The organism is Pigmentiphaga humi (assembly GCF_900606115.1).
GTDB lineage: Bacteria > Pseudomonadota > Gammaproteobacteria > Burkholderiales > Burkholderiaceae_B > Pigmentiphaga > Pigmentiphaga humi.
This window is the reverse complement of the sequence record NZ_UWPJ01000029.1, coordinates 84,328-101,880: the sequence shown is the minus strand read 5'-3', so window position 1 is coordinate 101,880 and position 17,553 is coordinate 84,328. Positions and strand designations below refer to the sequence as shown.

Here is a 17,553-nt window from a genome sequence, read left to right as displayed (position 1 = left end):
AGTGGCCGCAGCCGCGCCCCGGCGAATGCGCCCATCCGATACATCCGGCCATACGTCCGGGCCGGCACGCTGGGTAGAATCGCCTCGATCCGACTCGCGTTCATGCCTCCCATGCCGACACCTCGCCTATCCACCCGCCTCGCCCTCCTGCTGCTGTGCGCCGCGTCCTGGCTGGGCCTCGCCCGCGCCGCCGAGCCGGCCCCGCAACCGGCCGTCACGCCTGCCCAGGCAGGCCAGGTGCTGGAGATCCTGCGCGACGATGCCCGCCGCAAGGAATTGGAGCAGACGCTCAGCGTAATCGCGCAAGCCAGCGGCGAAAGCGTGCCGGCCGTACCGGAACCCGAGCCTGTGCCCGCACCGGCCAAGCCGGTCGCGCTGGAGAAGGACGGCGTGGTGGCGCTGGCGTTCGGGCAGATGGGCCGCTGGCTCGATTCGATCCAGAGCGAGCTGCGGCTGACGGCCGCCACGTTGCTGCAAGTGCGTTTCGCGGGCGCCTGGTGGCAGCGCTACCTGGGCACGCCGGAGGCGCGCGCCGAAACGCTGTGGGCAATCGGGACGATCGCGCTGATCCTGGCGCTCGCGCTGGCGGCCGAAGCCCTGGTCGCGCGCCTGCTCAAGCGGCCGCGCGTGCTGCTGATCGAGCAGGCCGACCGCCGCCATGCCGAGCGGGGGGTCCAGGCCGCGCCTCCCGAGGCCGGCGCGCCGCAGGCGGCGCCGGGGCGCGACTATCATCTGCGCATCGCCCGCCGCGTACCCTACGCGCTGGCCTATGCCGTGGTGACGCTGGTGCCGCTGCTCGGTTTCCTGGCCACGACGACGGTGCTGGGCGCCCTGTTCGGCGGGCCGGGCGCGGGGTTTTTCCCATTCCTGCTGCCGTTCATCGGCGCCTACGTGGGCACGCGGCTGACGCTGGCCGCGCTGCGGCTGCTGACGACGCCCGCCAGCCCGGGCCTGCGGCTCAGCCGGCTGAGCGAAGAGTCGGCCCGCTATCTGGACGTCTGGCTGCGGCGCATCGTGGTGGTGGCCGCCTTCGGCGTGGCCGCCACCGAGATCGCTTTCCTGCTGGGCGCCGACGCCGACGCGCGCAATGCGCTGTCCAAACTGGTGGGACTGGCCGCGCACGCCATGCTGATCGTCATGGTGATCCAGCGCCGCCATGCCGTGTCGCATTGGATGCGGGGCAGCGAGGACAGCGGGCTGCGGCAGATCCTGGCCGATATATGGGCGCCGGTCGCGATCGCCGTCATCGCTGCGCTATGGGTGGTCTGGGCGCTCGGCGCGGCCAGCGGCTTTGCCTCGCTGCTGCGCTACGTCTGGGCCACCGCGCTGGTGATGCTGGTCGCCTCGGTCGCCTCGCTCGTCCTGCTGGGTGCGCTGGACCGCGCGTTTTCCCACGAGGCCCCCGGGCCGGAGGCCGCGCGCTCCGGGCGCAGCAGCTACCACACGCTGGCCCAGCGCGCCGTGCTGGCGCTGGTCATGGTCGCCACGATCATCGCGCTGCTGCAGGTCTGGGGCCTGCACGCGCTGGAGTGGTTCGCCGCCGGCACCGTGGGGCGCAGGCTGGCCTCGGCCATCGCCACCATCGCGATCGCCTGCATGCTGGCGCTGGGCGCCTGGGAGGCCGCCAACCTGTCCATCAACCGGCGCATGGAGCGCTGGAGCAAAGGGGGCGAAATCGCCCGCGCGACGCGCCTGCGCACGCTGGTGCCCATCCTGCGCACGACGATGTTCATCGTCATCGCGCTGGTGGTGCTGTTCACCGCGCTCAACGAACTGGGCATCAACATCGCCCCGCTGCTGGCCGGGGCCAGCATCATCGGCGTGGCCCTGGGCTTCGGCTCGCAAAAGCTGGTGCAGGATTTCATTACGGGCATCTTCCTGCTGATGGAAGACGCCATGCAAGTGGGCGATTCGGTCACCTTGGCCGGAGTGTCCGGCACGGTGGAATACCTGTCCATCCGCACGGTCCGGCTGCGCGCCGGCGACGGATCCCTGCACGTGGTGCCGTTCAGTTCGGTCAGCACGGTTTCGAACAGCAATCGCGGCATCGGCAACGCTGCCGTGCGCGTCAGCGTGCGCGCGGATTCCGACCTGGACCAGGTGATCGCCACCATCCGCGAAATCGGCGCCGAGATGCGCAAGGATCCCCAGCTCGGCCCGCTGATCCTGGCCGACCTGGACTTGTGGGGCGTGGATCAGGTGGACGGCGCGACGATTACCCTGGCCGGCCAGATCCGCACGCTGGACCGCGGCCGCTGGGCCGTGCAGCGCAGCTTCAACCAGCGCCTCTATCGCCGCTTCCGCGAACGCGGCATACGGATGGCCAATCCGCAGGCCAGTTTCGTCACACGCGTGGATGCGCCCACGGCGGAACGCGAACTGCCCCCCGCCGCTCCGCCCCCGGCTGGCGCCGAGCGGGCATGACGCTTGCCAATACATGGTGCTCAACTTGCGGGAGTATGCGATGACGACAGGATCCAAGAAGCATTCCGACCAGGCTGGGGCGGACAAGAAGGATGAGAACCTGCCCACCTACCAGGAGCAGCTGGACGAAGCCCTGGAAGACAGCTTTCCGGCGAGCGACCCGATTGCGCCCGGCACCGGCGCGCAAACCGGCAAACCCGTCAAGACCGGGAAGGACGACAAGGACTGGGAAGTCAAGCCGGAGCGGCCGAAGAAGTAGTGCGCCGCCCGCTTGCCGCCGCGGGCGCATTGCGCGCCCCGGCCAGGCTTTTGCCCGCAAGCGACAGTAAAAAGGCGGTTAGTCAGCCGGCCGGGATGTCCCGGCTTCGGCTTCGGCTTCGCCCGGCGCCTCAGGCAATAGAGGCAGATGGACGGAAAACCGCACGCCGCCCACCTCGTCCTGGCAGACGCCGACGCGTCCGCCATGTAATTCCGCCAGCAGCCGCACCATCGCCAGCCTCAGGCCCAGGCCCTCGACGCGCGGCGAACGCATGCCCGCAGGCGATCGGAAAGGATCGAACAGATAAGGCAGGACGTCGCCACTGATGCCCTGCCCACTGTCGGCCACTGTCATGCGGGCCTCGCGGCCATCCTGGGCAAGGCTGAGGATCACGGCGGCACCCGGCTCGCTGCACCGGATCGCATTGTCGACCAGATAATCCAGCATTTGCCGCACCCGTTCCGGCGCGGCGCTCACCCACAACTCGCTCGACGGAAGCTCCACCTCCAGCACGACGCTGCGCGCCTGCGCCTGCGTCGCCGCGCGCGCGGCCGCGTCGCGCGCCTGGGCGCCCAGCCCGACCGTTTCCATGGCCAGGCGCATCCGGCCCGTCATGGCATGGCTCGCATCCATCAGCTCATCGAGCAATTGCACTTGTTGCTGGATGCCGGTGCGTATCCCGCCCAGGGCGCGAACCAGCCCCGGGGTCTGCCCGTCGACGCGGCTCTCGAGCACGTGCGCCCAGCTTTGTATGCCGTTGAGCGGCGAGCGCAACTCGTGCGAAAGTCGAGACAGAAAAGCCTCTTGTTGTCTCTCGTCTTCGTTCCTGAGCGGCAGCAAGGTGCCGCTGAACCCTGTCAGTTGCAGATTCGGCTCGACCCCGGGCCGGCCTTGCATCAGCATCGGACAAGCGGTGCCGTCGGCCGCCAGCACCACCGTGCGCAGGTTGAACGGCTCGGCTGCCGCCAGCGCGTTGCCCAGTTCCTCGGCCAATTGCGCACGCCGCGCCTCGGGCACGCAGGCCAGCCACCCCGTTCCCAGCGCCGACTCCACCGGTTGTCCGGTCAGGCGGGTCCAGGCGGAGTTGACGTAATCCCAGTCGCCATCCGGCGTCGCCGACCAGAGTACGCAGGGCGTATCCCGCAGCAGGCGATCCGGCACGGCGCAGGCAAGTTCGGTTGCGCTGATGGCAGCATTCATGGGCAAGCTTTATACAGCATGATGGTCGTTATCCTCGCGCTCGACGGCCGGCTCAACGCGACCATTCGCGGGCCCACTCCCGGGACCACTCCTGGTCTGCAGTTTCCTCTTCCGCTTCCTCGGGCACCTTCAGGAAGAAAGTAGCCAGGAAAGCGCCAAGCGATACGACGAACAGAATGGTCGCGATGTCCGCCGCGCTGCCTGCCAGATCGCTCCAACCCATCACGGCGGTCAGCAGGGGAATGATGAAAAAGATAGTAGCCCAACGCAACATGGCTTTCTCCTGAGGGAAGCCCACCCCTGCTCGCTTCGCGCGCCCCCGGAGGAGGCGGAGCCGGCGGCCTGGCAGAGCCAGATCCGCGTTTTCCCTGGCTTCGGTCCGACGCGCTTCGTGGAAGCGGTCGGGTCGTGCCAGGATCGCTTGGCGTGTGGGTGCGGGTCCTGTGGTTGATGTTCGCGTTGGTACTAAGCAGATTGTGTGCCACGCATGGCGCACACGTTGAAGCGGCCGTGGCGCCAGGTGAAATCGAAGATGGCACCGCCGCGCGTTATAAGAATTGCCATTTGCAGGATGCGGGCATAAGTAAAAACTACATGTAAATATTGCAACGCCTGCTTTCCGTGGACAAGAACTACACTGGGGGCAGTATTTGCGGAGATCGCCATGGATATGTCCGACCTGGCTGCGCTCGTCGCGCGGCGCTATGACGAGGAACTCATTCCCCTGCTGGCCGACTACGTGCGCGTGCCGGCCAAGTCCCCCATGTTCGATGCCAGCTGGGCCGAGCACGGCCATCTGGCCGAGGTGGTGGCGGCGGCGGCGCAGTGGGCCCGGACGCAGGCGGTAAGCGGGCTGAAGGTGGAGATCGTGTCGATAGACGGCCGCACGCCGTGCCTGTATTTCGAGGCGCCCGCCACCCAGGGCCTGGGGGACGACCGCACCATCCTGTTCTACGGCCACCTCGACAAGCAGCCCGAGATGACGGGCTGGCGCGAGGATCTCGGCCCGTGGACGCCCAAGATCGAGGACGGCAAGCTCTATGGCCGCGGCAGCGCCGACGACGGCTATGCCCTGTATGCCGCGCTGACCGTCCTGGCCGCGCTCGATGGCCAGAACGTCCCGCGGCCCCGCTGCGTGGGCCTGATCGAGACCTGCGAGGAAAGCGGCAGCTACGACCTGCCGGCCTACCTGGACCTGCTGGCGCCGCGCATCGGCACGCCTTCGCTGGTGATCGGGCTCGATTCGGGCTGCGGCAACTACGATCAGCTGTGGGTCACGACCTCGCTGCGCGGCCTGACGGGCGGCGTGCTGACGGTCGAGGTGCTGACCGAGGGCGTACATTCGGGCATGGCAAGCGGATTGGTGCCCTCGTCGTTCCGCATCGCCCGGCAACTGCTCAACCGCCTGGACGATCCCGGCAGCGGACGCGTATTGCTGCCCGAGCTGCATGCCGACATCCCGGCCGAGCGCCTGGCCCAGGCCGGAGTGGCCGGCGCCATCCTCGGCGACCAGGTCTGGAAGCAGTTTCCCTGGGTCGGCTGCTCGCACGGCCCGGACGGCCACGCCCATGCCCAGCCCACCACCACCGATCCGGTCGAGGGCCTGCTCAACCGCACCTGGCGGCCCGCGCTCTCGGTAACAGGCGGGGCCGGCCTGCCGGCCATCGACGCCGCCGGCAACGTGCTGCGCCCCAAGACTTCCCTCAAGCTCAGCATGCGCCTGCCGCCCACGGTGGATGCCGAACGCGCCACCCGCGCCATGAAGGCGGCGCTGGAGAGCGATCCGCCCTACCAGGCCAAGGTCAGCTTCCATTCAGAGGGAGGCGCCAGCGGCTGGAACGCGCCGCCCACCGCGCCGTGGCTGGAGCGGGCGCTCGACTCGGCCTCCCGTACGGTTTTCGGACAGGGCGCGGCCTGGATAGGCGAAGGCGGCACCATCCCGTTCATGGGCATGCTGGGCGAGAAATTCCCCGAGGCGCAATTCCTGATAACCGGCGTGCTGGGGCCCAAGTCCAATGCCCACGGCCCCAATGAATTCCTGCACATTCCTTACGTGAAGAAACTCACCGCGGCGGTCGCCCAGGTGATTGCCCAGGTACGTTGAAGGCAGCGGCAGCGTTTCTACCGGGAACGGAACCGGCCGCCGGAGCGCTCACCACGCCTCCTCCAGCGCCTGCACGATATGCTCGAGCACCAGCAGGCGCGCCGCGCGCTTGTCGTCGGTGGCGACCACCACCCACGGCGCGTGGGCCGTGTCGGTACGGGCCAGCATGTCTTGCGCGGCCTGGGCGTAGTCGTCCCATTTGCGGCGGTTGCGCCAGTCGTCCGGCGTCAGCTTGAACTGCTTGAACGGCGAGTCGCGCCGCTCATGGAAGCGCCGCAGCTGTTCGTCGCGCGAAATCGCCAGCCAGAACTTGATCACCACGGCGCCGCCGCGGCGCAATTGCTCCTCGAAATCGTTGATCTCGACATAGGCGCGCTTCCAGGTGGCCGGCGGAATCAACCCGTCGACCCGCTCGACCAGCACCCGGCCGTACCAGGACCGGTCGAAAATGCAGACCCGGCCGTGCAAGGGCAGATGCCGCCAGAAGCGCCACAGATAAGGATGCGCGCGCTCGTCGTCGCTGGGTGCGGAAATCGGCACGATTTCCAGGTCGCGCACGTCCAGCGCGTGGGCCACCCGGCGGATGGCCCCGCCCTTGCCCGCCGCGTCCACACCTTCGAACACCAGAACCAGCGAACGCTTGCGAAACCGTTTGCGGCGCACCTGCGCGGACAGGCGCGCCTGCCAGGCCGCCAGTTGCCGCTCATACACGCCGTCGTCGAGCTTGCGGGCATCCGGGACCGGCTCCAGCGCCGGCGCCTCGCCATGCCCGCTTTGCGCGCCCGGTATGGCAGGCGGCTTGCGCGGCGCCGCGGGCAGCTTGCGCCGCAGGGCTTCCAGCACGGCGCCAGCCGTCTCTATCGTACGCAGCCGCTCGTTGGCGCTGGGCACGACGCGCCAGGGCGCATGCGGCGTATGGGTCGACTCCAGCACGATCTGGCCGGCGGCGCGCAGGCGCTTGAATTTGCGGGGAACCTCCAGATCGGCTTCGGACACGCGCCAGGCCGTGGCGGGATTGGCCAGCTGCGACTGGATGCGGGCGGCCTGGGCCTCGCGCGACAGGTGATACCAGAGCTTGAGAACCTGCACCCGCTCGCCGGCGAGCATGGCCTCGAAGCGGGCGATCTCGGCGGCCATGGCCTCGATGCGGTTCATGTCGGGTTTCTTGCGCGCGGCCTCCAGGAACAGCGGCGCGTACCAGGAGCCGAACACGATCCCGGTCTGCCCCAGCGCCGGTAAAGCATTCCAGTAGCGCCACATGGGCGGCCGCTGCGCCTCGTCGGCCGAGGGGTCGCCGAACGCCAGAGTGCGGATGTGGCGCGGGTCCATCCACTCGTTGAGCTGGTTGATGGCCGAACCCTTGCCCGCGCCGTCCACGCCCGCCACCACGACCAGCAGCGCGCGGTCGCGCTTGCGGAGGAGATCGTATTGACTTTGCAGCAGCGCGATGCGCAAGGCGGGCTCGCGCCGCTTGTATTCGGCGTCGGCCAGGACAGGGTCGAGTTCGGCTTGCTGGAACAAGGCGGCGCTCCGGAAGATGGCACGCGCAAGCTTTACCACAGTCGCCCGAAGGGGCACAAGCCGCGTGTCGGCAGCATCTGCTAACCTGATCGGATGGAACATCCGCCCTGCTGCATCCCGCCGTCCTGTAAACGCTGAACAGGAGATAGCCCACATGAATACCCGCGTCGAAAAAGACACCTTCGGCCCGATCGAAGTCCCCGCCGAGCATCTATGGGGCGCGCAAACCCAGCGCTCGCTGCAATTTTTCTCGATCTCCACCGAGAAGATGCCCGCCCCGCTGGTCGAGGCGCTGGCCCGCGTCAAGCGCGCCGCGGCGCGCGTCAACGCCGGGCTCGGCCTGCTCGACGCCAGGCTGGCGCAGGCCATCGTGTCGGCCGCCGACGAAGTCATCGCGGGCAACTGGCCCGACGAGTTCCCGCTGAGCGTCTGGCAGACCGGCTCGGGCACGCAATCCAACATGAACGTCAACGAGGTGCTGGCCAACCGCGCCTCGGAATTGCTGGGCGGCGAGCGCGGCGAATCGCGGCTCGTCCATCCCAACGACCACGTCAACCGCGGCCAGTCGTCCAACGACATGTTCCCCACCGCCATGCACGTGGCCGCCGCGCTGCAGATCCACAACCGCCTGCTGCCCGCGCTGGCGCAGCTGCGCAGGACGCTGGCGGAGAAGGCCGACGCCTATGCCGACATCGTCAAGATCGGCCGCACCCACCTGCAGGACGCCACCCCGCTGACGCTGGGCCAGGAACTGTCCGGCCATGAAGCGCAGCTGGCGCTGGCCGAGGAACAGATCCGCTACGCCCAGCGCGGCCTGCTGCAGCTGGCCGTGGGCGGCACCGCCGTCGGCACCGGGCTGAACACGCATCCGGAGTTCGGCGCGCGCGTGGCCGCCGAGCTTGCCAAGGAAACCGGGCTGCCGTTCGAATCGGCGGCCAACAAGTTCCAGGCACTGGCCTCGCACGAAGGCATGCTGTTCTCGCACGGCGCGCTCAAGACCCTGGCGGCGGGGCTGATCAAGCTCGCCAACGACGTGCGCTGGCTCGCCAGCGGCCCGCGCTCGGGGCTGGGCGAAATCCGCATTCCCGAAAACGAGCCGGGCAGCTCCATCATGCCGGGCAAGGTCAACCCGACCCAGTCCGAGGCGCTGACCATGCTGGGCGCGCAGGTGCTGGGCAACGACGTGGCCATCAACATCGGCGGCGCCAGCGGCAATTTCGAACTGAACGTCTTCAAGCCGCTGCTGATCCACAACTTCCTGCAATCGGTGCGGCTGCTGGCCGACGGCATGGCGAGCTTCGAGAAGAACTGCGTGGCCGGGCTGGAGCCCAACCACGAGCGCATCGCCGAACTGGTGGACCGCTCGCTGATGCTGGTCACCGCGCTGAACCCGCACATCGGCTACGACAAGGCCGCCCAGATCGCCAAGAAGGCGCACAAGGAAAACCTGTCGCTGAAGGAATCGGCGCTGGCGCTCGGCCACCTGACCGCCGAGCAGTTCGACCAGTGGGTGGTGCCGCGCGACATGACCCACCCCGGCTGAACACCGGCCGCATCGCGCGGCCGGCCTGCCGGTAGCCGGCCGGGCGTCAGCGCTTGCCGCTGACCTCGGCGCCGGCGTTGGGCGCCAGCTTGCGGAAGGCCGTGACCGACAGCATCATGGATATCCCGATCACCAGGTAGCCGTACGTGACGTCCATGTCCTCGAGCGTGCCCGAGCCGCGCAGCGCCATGCTGCACTTGAGCACGAAGGCCGCCAGCGCCACGCCCAGGCTGATCGTCAGTTGCTGGACCGCGCTGGCCAGGCCGGTGGCGCGCGCCATCTGGTCGGAGCGGATGTCCGCGTAAGACAGCGAATTCACCGCGGTCAACTGCAGCGAGCGCGACAGTCCTCCCAGCATCAGCACCACGATGATGACCAGGTGCGGCGTGACAGGCGTGAACAGGATGCACCCCAGGATGCTCAGGCCGCACAGGAAGGCGTTGCCCAGCAGCGTGCGGCGGAATCCGAAGCGCCGGATGATGGGACTGGCGATCATCTTCATCATCAACGCGCCGAGCGCGCCGGCGAAGGTCAGCAGGCCGGCCGCGAACGGCCCCATACCGAATGCGATCTGCAACTGCATGGCGAGCAGGAAGGGCACCGCGCCCACCGCCAGCCGGCACAGGTTGCCGCCCAGCAGCGCGACCGAGAAGGTCGGGATCTTGAGCAGCCGAAAATCGAGGATGGGGTTCGGCGAGCGTTCCGCATGCCTGAGGTATAGATAGCCGCACAGGCAGCCCAGCGCCAGCAGGCCGGCCACCATGCCCGACGACAGCACGCCGTGGCCCACGGCCTCGAAACAAAACACCAGCGTTCCCATGCACACGGCGGTCAGCAGGAAGCCCACCACGTCCAGCGGCTGCGGCACGCGCTCGGAGGCCTCCTCCTTGATGTAGCGCAGCGTCAGGACCACGCCCAGGACGCCTATGGGCAGGTTCATGAAGAAAATCCAGCGCCAGGACGCGTACTCGACCAGGAAACCGCCCACCGCCGGCCCGAAAATAGGCCCCAGCAGCGCCGGCATGCTCAGAAAGGACATGGCCCGGACCAGTTCCGACTTGGGCACCGAGCGCAACAGCACGATGCGCCCGACCGGCACCATCATCGCGCCGGCAAAGCCCTGCAGGATGCGGCCGGCGACGATCTGCCCCAGGGTGTGCGAGACGCCGCACAGCGTCGAACTGAGCGTGAACAGCACGATCGCCGAGGTGAATACCCGGCGCGCGCCGAAGCGGTCAGCCGCCCATCCGCAGATGGGCACGAACACGGCCGCGCTCAGCAGGTAGGCCGTGATGGCGACGTTGAGCTTGACCGGGTCCTCGCCCAGCGAATGCCCCATGGCCGGCAACGCGGTGGTGATCACGGTGGAATCCAGCATCTGCATGAACAGCGCGCAGCCGATGATGAGCGGCACCATCATCGACGAGATGCGCTGCCGGGCGCGTCCGAACAGGGAAAGCTGGCTATCGGTAGTCTGATTGCTGGCGGACATGGGGGTGCCTTTCTTACTCTCCGAGGCGCGACAGGGCGTCCATCGCCTGCTTCAGCGCATCGCGGGAAGACGGGGGGAGCATGCCGATGCGGCTGGCGAGCCAGTCGGTGCGCCGCTTGCGCACATCGGCGATCAGCGTGCGCGCCAGAGGGGTGACGGCCAGGCCGACCCGGCGCTTGTCGGTATGCAGGGTCTGGTCGCGCTGGATGTAGCCGGCCGCTTCCAGTTGCTTGATGTGATGGCTCATGGAAGCCGCGCGCATGTTCTCGCGCGCGGCCAGGTCGCTGACGCCTATGCCCGGCTCCTTGTCGATGGCCGACAGCAGCATGACCATCAGCGGGGAAACGCCGAAACCCTGGGTCTCGCGCCGCAGCATGCGGTTCAGGCGAAGAATGGCCGGCCGCAGCCGCGCGGCCAGTTCTATGGATTCAGGGCTGGAGGAGTCTGGCATGAACGCGGCGAGCCGGCGCCGGGCGGCAGCGGTTCGCGCAAGAAGTTAGTTAGAAGAACTAACTATATAGGAGGGAACGCCATGTTGGCAATCCCCTCGCCCGGACTACATGACGCCCGACGCCCCGCCATCGAGGTTGACGCTGGAGCCGGTGACGTAGCTGGCCGCCTGCGAGGCCAGGAACACGATCACGTTGGCGGCCTCTTCGGCCTCGCCCACCCGGCCCAGCGGAATGCCGCGCGCGAACTCGCGGTACAGGTCGTCGGGATCCTGGCCTTTCCTGGCCGCGGAGCGCTCGTGCTGGCCCGCCTTGATCTTGCCTATGCAGACCGCGTTGACCAGGATGTTGTCGGCCGCGAACTCGCGCGACAAAGCCTTGGTCAGCGCCAGGCCGGCCGCGCGCGACACCGAGGTCGGCATCGACGTGGCGGCCGGCTGCTTGCCGCCTATGGTCGACAGGTTGACGATGCGGCCGCCGCCCTGCTTCTTCATATGGCCGACCGCGATCCGCGAACAACGGATCGCGCCGAACAGCTTGAGCTGCATGTCGGCCTCCCAGTCCGCGTCGCTGACGTTCAGGAAAGGCCCGCGCATGGACGTGCCAGCGTTATTGACCAGGATGTCCAATCGGCCGAAATGCGCCACCAGCGCAGTCATGAAACTTTCGATCTGCGCCGGATCGGACACGTCGGTGGCCTGGGCGAACACGTCGCCGCCCTTGGCGCGCAGGAACTCGGCCGTGCGCTCCAGCTTCTCCGCATTGCGCGCGCAGATCGCCACCCGCGCGCCTTCCTCGATGAACTTGAGCGCGGTGGCCAGGCCGATGCCCGCCGTCGCGCCCGTAATCACCGCCACCTTGCCCTGCAGTCCCAGCTCCATACCGTGCACCTCTCCTGTTGCGTGATGACGTAATGCTTTATGACGTAATCGACCCCACTACATTCCGCCCCCTAGAGGGAACGCGCAAAGCGCGCAGGGGGTGGGCCAATCCTCTCGCCTGCTTTGGCGACGGCATGGAACGACGCCAGCCTGGCCGCGTGGTCGTAGACCGGGGCCGTAATCATCAATTCGTCCGCGCCCGTGCGCTCCGCGAACGCGCGCATGCCCGCTTCCACCTGCGCGGGGTCGCCCACCACCGTGCAGGCCAGCGCCCGCTCGACATGCGCACGCTCCGCGCCCGACCAGATCGCGTCCATGTCGTCCACCGGCGGCGGCAGCTTGCCGGGCGTACCCCGGATCAGGCTGACGAACTGTTGTTGCAGCGAGGTGAACAGGCGGGCAGCTTCTTGCCGCGTCGGCGCGGCGAACACGTTCAAGCCCAGCATGACGTAAGGCTGCTGCAAGGCGGCCGAGGGCTGGAAGCGGGTGCGGTAAAGATCGAGCGCCGCGCTCATGTAGCCCGGCGCAAAGTGCGAGGCGAACGCGAAAGGCAACCCCATCTGCGCCGCCAGCTGGGCGCTGAACAGGCTGGAGCCGAGCAGCCAGAGCGGCACGTCCAGTCCCGCGCCGGGCACGGCCTGGACGGCCTGGCCTGGCCGGGCCGGCTGGAAATAAGCCTGCAGCTCGGCGACGTCCTGCGGGAAACGATCGGCGCTGTCCTGGTCGTGGCGGCGCAGCGCCCGCGCCGTCGCCTGGTCGGAACCCGGCGCCCGCCCGAGGCCGAGGTCGATGCGGCCCGGGTAGAGCGACGCCAGCGTGCCGAACTGCTCGGCGATCACGAGCGGCGAGTGGTTGGGCAGCATGATGCCGCCGGCGCCCACGCGCATGGTGCGCGTGGCGGCGGCGACGTGGGAAATGACCAGCGACGTGGCCGCGCTGGCGATGCCCGGCATGTTGTGGTGCTCGGCCAGCCAGTAGCGGCGATAGCCCCAATCCTCGGCGTGCCGGGCCAGGTCGCGGGTATTGCGCAAGGCGTCGGCGGCGGTGCCGTCCGCGCAGATGGGGGAAAGGTCGAGAATGGACAATGCGGTCATCTTGGCTTCCATTCGGGAACGAAATCCGGAGAGGGCGCATGGTAACCCGGGGCTTTGCGCCATCAGGGGAATACCTTACTCCGTCCAGGCAAATATAGTTGAATACGGCAACTTGTTGGTGTATTGTTTGAACCCGCTCATAGTTGATACTAACAACAATAACGGCGACGGCAACGCCACCTTCATCCCCCAGATATATTCGAGAGAGGAGACTCCATGCTCAAACGCCACGCCCTGCGCGCCAGTGCCCTTGCCCTGGCGCTGGCCGCCATCGCCCCGGCCGTCCATGCCCAATCGGCGGCCGACTATCCCTCCCGGCCGATACGCATCATCGTTCCCTATACGCCGGGCGCCATCAACGACGTGCTGGCGCGCCGCATCGCGCAAAAGCTGTCGGAATCGCTCAAGCAGACCGTCGTGGTCGAGAACAAGCCGGGCGGCGGCACCGTCATCGGCACCGAATACGTCGCGCGCGCCGAGCCCGATGGCTACACGCTGCTGCAGACCGCAGCCTCCCATTCGATCAACCCCAGTCTGGTGGCCAAGCTGCCCTACGATTCCATCAAGAGCTTCAGCTTCATTTCGCTGGTGGGCACCTCCCCCTACGTCATGATCGCCACGCCCAACCTGCCGGCCAACACCATCCCGGAACTGGTCGCGCTGGCCAAGGCCAAGCCCGGCACGATCTCGTACGCATCCACCGGCAACGGCGGCAGCGCCCATCTGATGGGGGAAATGCTCAAGGACATGGCCAAGATCGACCTGATGCACGTGCCGTACAAAGGTCTGGCCCAGGGCCTCAACGATTTGAGCAGCGGCCAGGTGCAGTTGTCGTTCAGCACCTACACGGGCGCCATGGCCTTCCTGAAACCGGGCCGCGTCAAGGCCCTCGCCGTCACCGGCCAGAAGCGCATGGACGTCTTGCCCGACGTGCCGGCCATCGCCGAAACCTACCCCGGCTACGATGCCTCCGGGTGGTGGGGCTACGTCGCGCCGGCCGGCACGCCGCAGCCCATCGTCGACAAGCTGAACCGCGAACTGAACAAGGTCGTCCAGGCGCCCGAATTCCGCGAGCAGTTCAAGTCGGAAGGCGTGCAGATGCTGGGCACCACGCCCGACGAGTTCCGCGCCCACGTCGAACGGGAAATGGACACCTGGGGCAAGCTCGTCAAGAAAGTCGGCATCCGGATGGACTGACGGCTCCATGAAGATCGCCCGCTGGTCGCTGGAGTTCTACCGCCTGCCCTATCTGCGCCAGGTCGTCTGGGCCAACGCCGTCGAAGATTCGGGCCTGTATGCGCTGCTGCGCATCGCATCCGAAGACGGCCACGCCGGCCTGGCGGAGGGCACGGTCAAGGCGACCTGGTCGGGCGTTTCGCCGGCCTCGCTGTGCGCCAGCCTGCAGGATCTCGTCATGCCCGCGGTCGCGGCCATCGACGTGGGCGATCCGCAGGCGGTGCGCGCGGCGCTGGCGCCCATTCCCGAAAACCGCATGGCCAAGGGCATGCTGGAAAGCGCGTGCGCCATGCTGCGCGCCGCGGCGGCGGGCCGGCCGCTGTGGCAGTGCTGGAACGGCAGCCGCGAAGTCGAGGTGTCCTGGACGGTCACCCGCCAACCGCCCGAGGTCATGGCGCGCGAAGCCGCGGAGGTGGCCGAGCGCCACGGCATACGCGCCTTCAAGGTGAAGGGCGGCCAGGGCATGGACACCGACCGGCGCGCGCTGCGCGCCATACGCCGCGTACTGGGCGACGGCGCGCGGCTGAGCGTCGATGCCAACAGCGCTTATGGCCGCGACGAAGCCGCCGCCTACCTGCGCCTGCTGGAAGAAGAAGGCGTGCAAGCCGCCGAGGATCCCTGCGCGCTGCGTCCCGACCGCCATTTCGAAGCCTTGCAGCAAGGCACCCGCCTGCCCATCATCGTCGACAGCGCCTGCACCACTACGGCCGAGGCCGCCCTTTTCCTGGAACGCGGCGCCCGCGCGCTCAGTGCCAAGCCCGGCCGCATCGGCATGGGAGAAGCGCAGGCCATGCAGGCGCTGGCCGTGGCACACGGCGCCCGCATCGCTACCGGCATCTACGCCGAAAGCGCGCTGGGCACGCTGGTCAACCTGCAGCAGGCGGCGGCCGTTCCGGAGGCGGACAGCGCCTTTCCCGCCGAGCAGACGTTCTTCCTGACGCTGGCCGAACAGGTCGTGGCCGGCACGCCCGTCATCAGGCAGGGCCGCGTCGCGCTGCCGGCGTCCGCCGGCTCCGACGACTGGCTGGACCCGGAGCGGCTGGCGCGCTACCGGCTCGCTTGGCCCCGCGTCTGAACAGCTCGCTCTGGTCCTGCAGCCAAGCCCTGAACTCCGTCAGCAAAGCGTCCCCCGCCTTTTCTTCGGGATAGGCGAAATAATAGGCGCCCTCGCTGCGCACGGGCAGATCGGCCAGCACCTTGAGCTTGCCCGAACGCAGTTGATCGCCGATCAGGAAGCGCGGCAGCAGCGCCACGCCCTGCCCCGCGCATGCCGCGCTGATCAGCATGGACTGGACCTCGAAGCGCGGACCGCGCATCACGTTCACGTCGCCCAGCCCGGCCACGCCGCACCAGAGCCGCCAGGCTTCGGGCCGCGTCATCAAGTGCAGCAGGCGGCAGCGCACGATGGCATCCGCATCCAGCGACGCGGCGCCGTCGAGCAGCAGCGGACTGCCCACCGGCAGCAGGACTTCGTCGAACAGGTAGTCGGTGCGTGCGCCGGGCCAATCCGAGGCGCCGAAATACAGCGCGCCGTCGAGCGCGCTTTCGCTGAAGAAAAAACGCGTGCTGCGCGCGCTTACATGGACGGTCGCGCTCGGCCGCTGCGCATAGAAGGTGGACAGGCGCGGCACCAGCCATTGCGCGCCCACCGTCGGCAGGGCCGCCACTTCGAGCACCGCGCCGTCGCCCTCGTGCCCCATGACCTCGAGCGTATCGCGCTCGATGCGCTCGATGGTCTGCACCACGCGCGCGCTGTACATGTGCCCTGCGCGCGTCAGCGAAATGCGCTTCTTGATGCGGTGGAACAGCCGCACGCCCAGTTGTTCTTCCAGCAGCGAGATCTGCCTCGACACGGCGCTCTCGGTCAGCGCCAGCTCGTTGGCCGCGCGGGTGATGCTGAGATGCCGGGCCGCGGCATCGAACGCCGTCAGCGCGGTGATGCTGGGCAGCCTGCGTCGCATGGGGTCGTTCCAAAAACTCAAGATGTGTCCAGAATAAATCGTTTGCTGGCGCAGGGGCAAGACTCCTAGGATGTGCCGACCCGTCCACGACTCAGCACGCCATGACCGCACATCCACCACGCATCCTGATCGCCGGCGCCGGCCCGGTCGGCCTCGTCGCCGCGAACGTCCTCGCCGATGCCGGGATTCCCGTCACGGTATTCGAGGCCGAGCCGGCGCTGCCCCAGACCTTGCGCGCCTCGACGTTCCAGCCGGCCACGCTCGATCTGCTGGCGCGTTTCGATGTTTCGAAATTACTCATCAACATCGGATTGGTCGCGCCGCGCATGCAGTACCGCGACCGCAAAGGCTGGGTCGCCGAATTCGACTTCGGCGCGATCAGCGGCGAGACCGCGCACCCGTTCCGGCTGCAATGCGAACAGTTCAAGCTCAACGCCATCCTGGTCGAGCGCCTGGCGCGCTTTGATCATGCCGAGGTGCGCTTCGGCGCCACGGTCGTCGGGATGGAACAGCAGGCCGACGGCGTCACGCTGGCGGTGCAGCATGCCGACGGCAGCATCTCCGCCGAACACGGCGCCTGGCTGATCGGGGCCGACGGCGGACGCAGCATCGTGCGCGACCTGCTGGGCGTGGTGCTGGACGGCTTCACCTGGGGCGAGCGCTTCCTGGTGGCCAGCACGCCTTTCGATTTCGGCCAGGTCATCCCCGGCCTGGCCGAGGTGAGCTACTTCGCCGACCCGGAAGAATGGTTTTTCCTGCTGCGGGTGCCCGGACTGTGGCGCGTCATGCTGCCGGTCGGCGCCGACGAGCAAGAGGCGGACATCCTGTCCGACGCCAGCATCCAGCGCCGGCTGCAGCGCGTCTACGCCCGGCCCGGCGACTATCTCATCGAGCACCGCACCATCTACTCGGTGCACCAGCGCGTCGCGCCGCGCTACCGCGTGGGCCGCGCTTTCCTGGCGGGCGATGCCGCGCACCTGAACAATCCGCTGGGCGGCATGGGCATGAACGGCGGCATCCACGACGCGTTCAACATCGCCGACAAACTCGCCCGGGTCTGCCTCGGGCAGGCGGACGACGCGCTGCTCGACCGCTACGAGGCCGAGCGGCGTCCGGTGGCGCTCGACTACGTGAACACGATCACCATCGCCAATAAGACCAATCTCGAAACGCGCGACGCAACCAGGCAGAAAGCCTGGCGCGAGGAGATGACACGCACCGCCGCCGACCGGCAGCTGGCCAGGGAATACCTGATGAAGGTCTCCATGATCAGCAGCCTGCGCCAGGCGGAGAGCCAGGCAGCACGGCAGGCCTGACCGGCACCGCTCCGGCTCCTTTCCCCCATGCGGCCCGTGCTGCCTCTTGCCAGGCAGCGCGGGCCGCCGCCCC

The 17,553-nt window shown here is 68.2% G+C and carries 16 protein-coding genes; 7 read left to right on the top strand and 9 right to left on the bottom strand.

All coding sequences use genetic code 11. The features are described 5' to 3' along the window. Nucleotides 1–111 precede the first annotated feature (111 nt). Nucleotides 112–2,424, top strand: coding sequence for a mechanosensitive ion channel family protein (locus tag PIGHUM_RS19220; RefSeq protein ID WP_124081325.1), 2,313 nt, complete (start codon nucleotides 112–114; stop codon nucleotides 2,422–2,424). A gap of 40 nt (nucleotides 2,425–2,464) precedes the next feature. Continuing rightward, entirely contained in the window at nucleotides 2,465–2,683 is a 219-nt protein-coding gene (locus PIGHUM_RS19215) for a hypothetical protein (protein ID WP_124081324.1), read from the top strand. 78 nt (nucleotides 2,684–2,761) lie between these two features. On the opposite strand, the gene PIGHUM_RS19210 is transcribed toward PIGHUM_RS19215, so the two are convergent. The 3 genes from PIGHUM_RS19210 to PIGHUM_RS19200 all read right to left on the bottom strand — a co-directional run bounded on the left by PIGHUM_RS19210 (nucleotide 2,762) and on the right by PIGHUM_RS19200 (nucleotide 4,549). Next, nucleotides 2,762–3,883 (bottom strand): PAS domain-containing sensor histidine kinase, encoded by a 1,122-nt coding sequence (locus tag PIGHUM_RS19210; RefSeq protein ID WP_124081323.1) that lies wholly within the window; start codon nucleotides 3,881–3,883, stop codon nucleotides 2,762–2,764. A 52-nt stretch (nucleotides 3,884–3,935) separates the two neighbouring features. Then, complete coding sequence (locus tag PIGHUM_RS24465; protein ID WP_124081322.1) at nucleotides 3,936–4,157, bottom strand: DUF1328 domain-containing protein; 222 nt, start codon at nucleotides 4,155–4,157, stop codon at nucleotides 3,936–3,938. Between the two features lie 191 nt (nucleotides 4,158–4,348). Then, the gene (locus tag PIGHUM_RS19200; RefSeq protein ID WP_124081321.1) at nucleotides 4,349–4,549 is read right to left on the bottom strand and encodes a hypothetical protein; all 201 of its coding nucleotides are present in this window, start codon (nucleotides 4,547–4,549) and stop codon (nucleotides 4,349–4,351) included. Between PIGHUM_RS19200 and PIGHUM_RS19195 the strand changes: the two genes are divergently transcribed. Then, nucleotides 4,548–5,987 carry a M20 family metallopeptidase gene (locus tag PIGHUM_RS19195; RefSeq protein ID WP_124081320.1) on the top strand — a complete coding sequence of 480 codons (1,440 nt, stop codon included), beginning with the start codon at nucleotides 4,548–4,550 and terminating at the stop codon, nucleotides 5,985–5,987. The genes PIGHUM_RS19200 and PIGHUM_RS19195 overlap by 2 nt on opposite strands. A gap of 48 nt (nucleotides 5,988–6,035) precedes the next feature. On the opposite strand, the gene pap is transcribed toward PIGHUM_RS19195, so the two are convergent. After that, nucleotides 6,036–7,508, bottom strand: a complete 1,473-nt coding sequence (gene pap / locus PIGHUM_RS19190) for a polyphosphate:AMP phosphotransferase (RefSeq protein ID WP_187697811.1) — start codon at nucleotides 7,506–7,508, stop codon at nucleotides 6,036–6,038. Between the two features lie 154 nt (nucleotides 7,509–7,662). Between pap and fumC the strand changes: the two genes are divergently transcribed. After that, nucleotides 7,663–9,051 (top strand): class II fumarate hydratase, encoded by a 1,389-nt coding sequence (gene fumC, locus PIGHUM_RS19185; RefSeq protein WP_124081318.1) that lies wholly within the window; start codon nucleotides 7,663–7,665, stop codon nucleotides 9,049–9,051. A 46-nt stretch (nucleotides 9,052–9,097) separates the two neighbouring features. On the opposite strand, the gene PIGHUM_RS19180 is transcribed toward fumC, so the two are convergent. From PIGHUM_RS19180 to PIGHUM_RS19165, 4 genes are all read right to left on the bottom strand, one after another. Beyond that, complete coding sequence (locus PIGHUM_RS19180) at nucleotides 9,098–10,471, bottom strand: DHA2 family efflux MFS transporter permease subunit (protein WP_425466742.1); 1,374 nt, start codon at nucleotides 10,469–10,471, stop codon at nucleotides 9,098–9,100. A gap of 85 nt (nucleotides 10,472–10,556) precedes the next feature. After that, entirely contained in the window at nucleotides 10,557–10,994 is a 438-nt protein-coding gene (locus tag PIGHUM_RS19175; protein WP_124081317.1) for a MarR family winged helix-turn-helix transcriptional regulator, read from the bottom strand. A 105-nt stretch (nucleotides 10,995–11,099) separates the two neighbouring features. Beyond that, complete coding sequence (locus PIGHUM_RS19170; protein ID WP_124081316.1) at nucleotides 11,100–11,873, bottom strand: SDR family NAD(P)-dependent oxidoreductase; 774 nt, start codon at nucleotides 11,871–11,873, stop codon at nucleotides 11,100–11,102. A 71-nt stretch (nucleotides 11,874–11,944) separates the two neighbouring features. Beyond that, complete coding sequence (locus PIGHUM_RS19165) at nucleotides 11,945–12,967, bottom strand: LLM class flavin-dependent oxidoreductase (RefSeq protein ID WP_124081315.1); 1,023 nt, start codon at nucleotides 12,965–12,967, stop codon at nucleotides 11,945–11,947. Between the two features lie 216 nt (nucleotides 12,968–13,183). On the opposite strand from PIGHUM_RS19165, the gene PIGHUM_RS19160 reads away from it, so the two are divergent. Then, on the top strand, nucleotides 13,184–14,164 hold the full coding sequence (locus PIGHUM_RS19160; protein WP_124081314.1) for a tripartite tricarboxylate transporter substrate binding protein: 981 nt from the start codon (nucleotides 13,184–13,186) through the stop codon (nucleotides 14,162–14,164). Nucleotides 14,165–14,171: 7 nt separating this feature from the next. After that, nucleotides 14,172–15,278, top strand: coding sequence for a mandelate racemase/muconate lactonizing enzyme family protein (locus tag PIGHUM_RS19155; protein WP_124081313.1), 1,107 nt, complete (start codon nucleotides 14,172–14,174; stop codon nucleotides 15,276–15,278). On the opposite strand, the gene PIGHUM_RS19150 is transcribed toward PIGHUM_RS19155, so the two are convergent. Further along, complete coding sequence (locus tag PIGHUM_RS19150; protein WP_124081312.1) at nucleotides 15,178–16,164, bottom strand: LysR substrate-binding domain-containing protein; 987 nt, start codon at nucleotides 16,162–16,164, stop codon at nucleotides 15,178–15,180. The two genes, PIGHUM_RS19155 and PIGHUM_RS19150, sit on opposite strands and share 101 nt — an antisense overlap. 101 nt (nucleotides 16,165–16,265) lie before the next feature. Here PIGHUM_RS19150 and PIGHUM_RS19145 point away from each other — a divergent pair, with 101 nt between their 5' ends. Beyond that, nucleotides 16,266–17,480: an FAD-dependent oxidoreductase gene (locus PIGHUM_RS19145; protein WP_124081311.1), complete on the top strand. Its 1,215-nt coding sequence runs from the start codon at nucleotides 16,266–16,268 to the stop codon at nucleotides 17,478–17,480. The last annotated feature ends 73 nt before the right edge of the window (nucleotides 17,481–17,553 follow it).

Excerpts from the sequence above, each read along its gene's own strand:
- PIGHUM_RS19220 (WP_124081325.1), top strand. The coding sequence starts at position 112 with ATGCCGACACCTCGCCTATCCACCCGCCTCGCCCTCCTGCTGCTGTGC.
- PIGHUM_RS19215 (WP_124081324.1), top strand. The coding sequence starts at position 2,465 with ATGACGACAGGATCCAAGAAGCATTCCGACCAGGCTGGGGCGGACAAG.
- PIGHUM_RS19210 (WP_124081323.1), bottom strand. The coding sequence starts at position 3,883 with ATGAATGCTGCCATCAGCGCAACCGAACTTGCCTGCGCCGTGCCGGAT.
- PIGHUM_RS24465 (WP_124081322.1), bottom strand. The coding sequence starts at position 4,157 with ATGTTGCGTTGGGCTACTATCTTTTTCATCATTCCCCTGCTGACCGCC.
- PIGHUM_RS19195 (WP_124081320.1), top strand. The coding sequence starts at position 4,548 with ATGGATATGTCCGACCTGGCTGCGCTCGTCGCGCGGCGCTATGACGAG.
- PIGHUM_RS19200 (WP_124081321.1), bottom strand. The coding sequence starts at position 4,549 with ATGGCGATCTCCGCAAATACTGCCCCCAGTGTAGTTCTTGTCCACGGA.
- fumC (WP_124081318.1), top strand. The coding sequence starts at position 7,663 with ATGAATACCCGCGTCGAAAAAGACACCTTCGGCCCGATCGAAGTCCCC.
- PIGHUM_RS19180 (WP_425466742.1), bottom strand. The coding sequence starts at position 10,471 with ATGATGGTGCCGCTCATCATCGGCTGCGCGCTGTTCATGCAGATGCTG.
- PIGHUM_RS19175 (WP_124081317.1), bottom strand. The coding sequence starts at position 10,994 with ATGCCAGACTCCTCCAGCCCTGAATCCATAGAACTGGCCGCGCGGCTG.
- PIGHUM_RS19170 (WP_124081316.1), bottom strand. The coding sequence starts at position 11,873 with ATGGAGCTGGGACTGCAGGGCAAGGTGGCGGTGATTACGGGCGCGACG.
- PIGHUM_RS19165 (WP_124081315.1), bottom strand. The coding sequence starts at position 12,967 with ATGACCGCATTGTCCATTCTCGACCTTTCCCCCATCTGCGCGGACGGC.
- PIGHUM_RS19160 (WP_124081314.1), top strand. The coding sequence starts at position 13,184 with ATGCTCAAACGCCACGCCCTGCGCGCCAGTGCCCTTGCCCTGGCGCTG.
- PIGHUM_RS19155 (WP_124081313.1), top strand. The coding sequence starts at position 14,172 with ATGAAGATCGCCCGCTGGTCGCTGGAGTTCTACCGCCTGCCCTATCTG.
- PIGHUM_RS19150 (WP_124081312.1), bottom strand. The coding sequence starts at position 16,164 with ATGCGACGCAGGCTGCCCAGCATCACCGCGCTGACGGCGTTCGATGCC.
- PIGHUM_RS19145 (WP_124081311.1), top strand. The coding sequence starts at position 16,266 with ATGACCGCACATCCACCACGCATCCTGATCGCCGGCGCCGGCCCGGTC.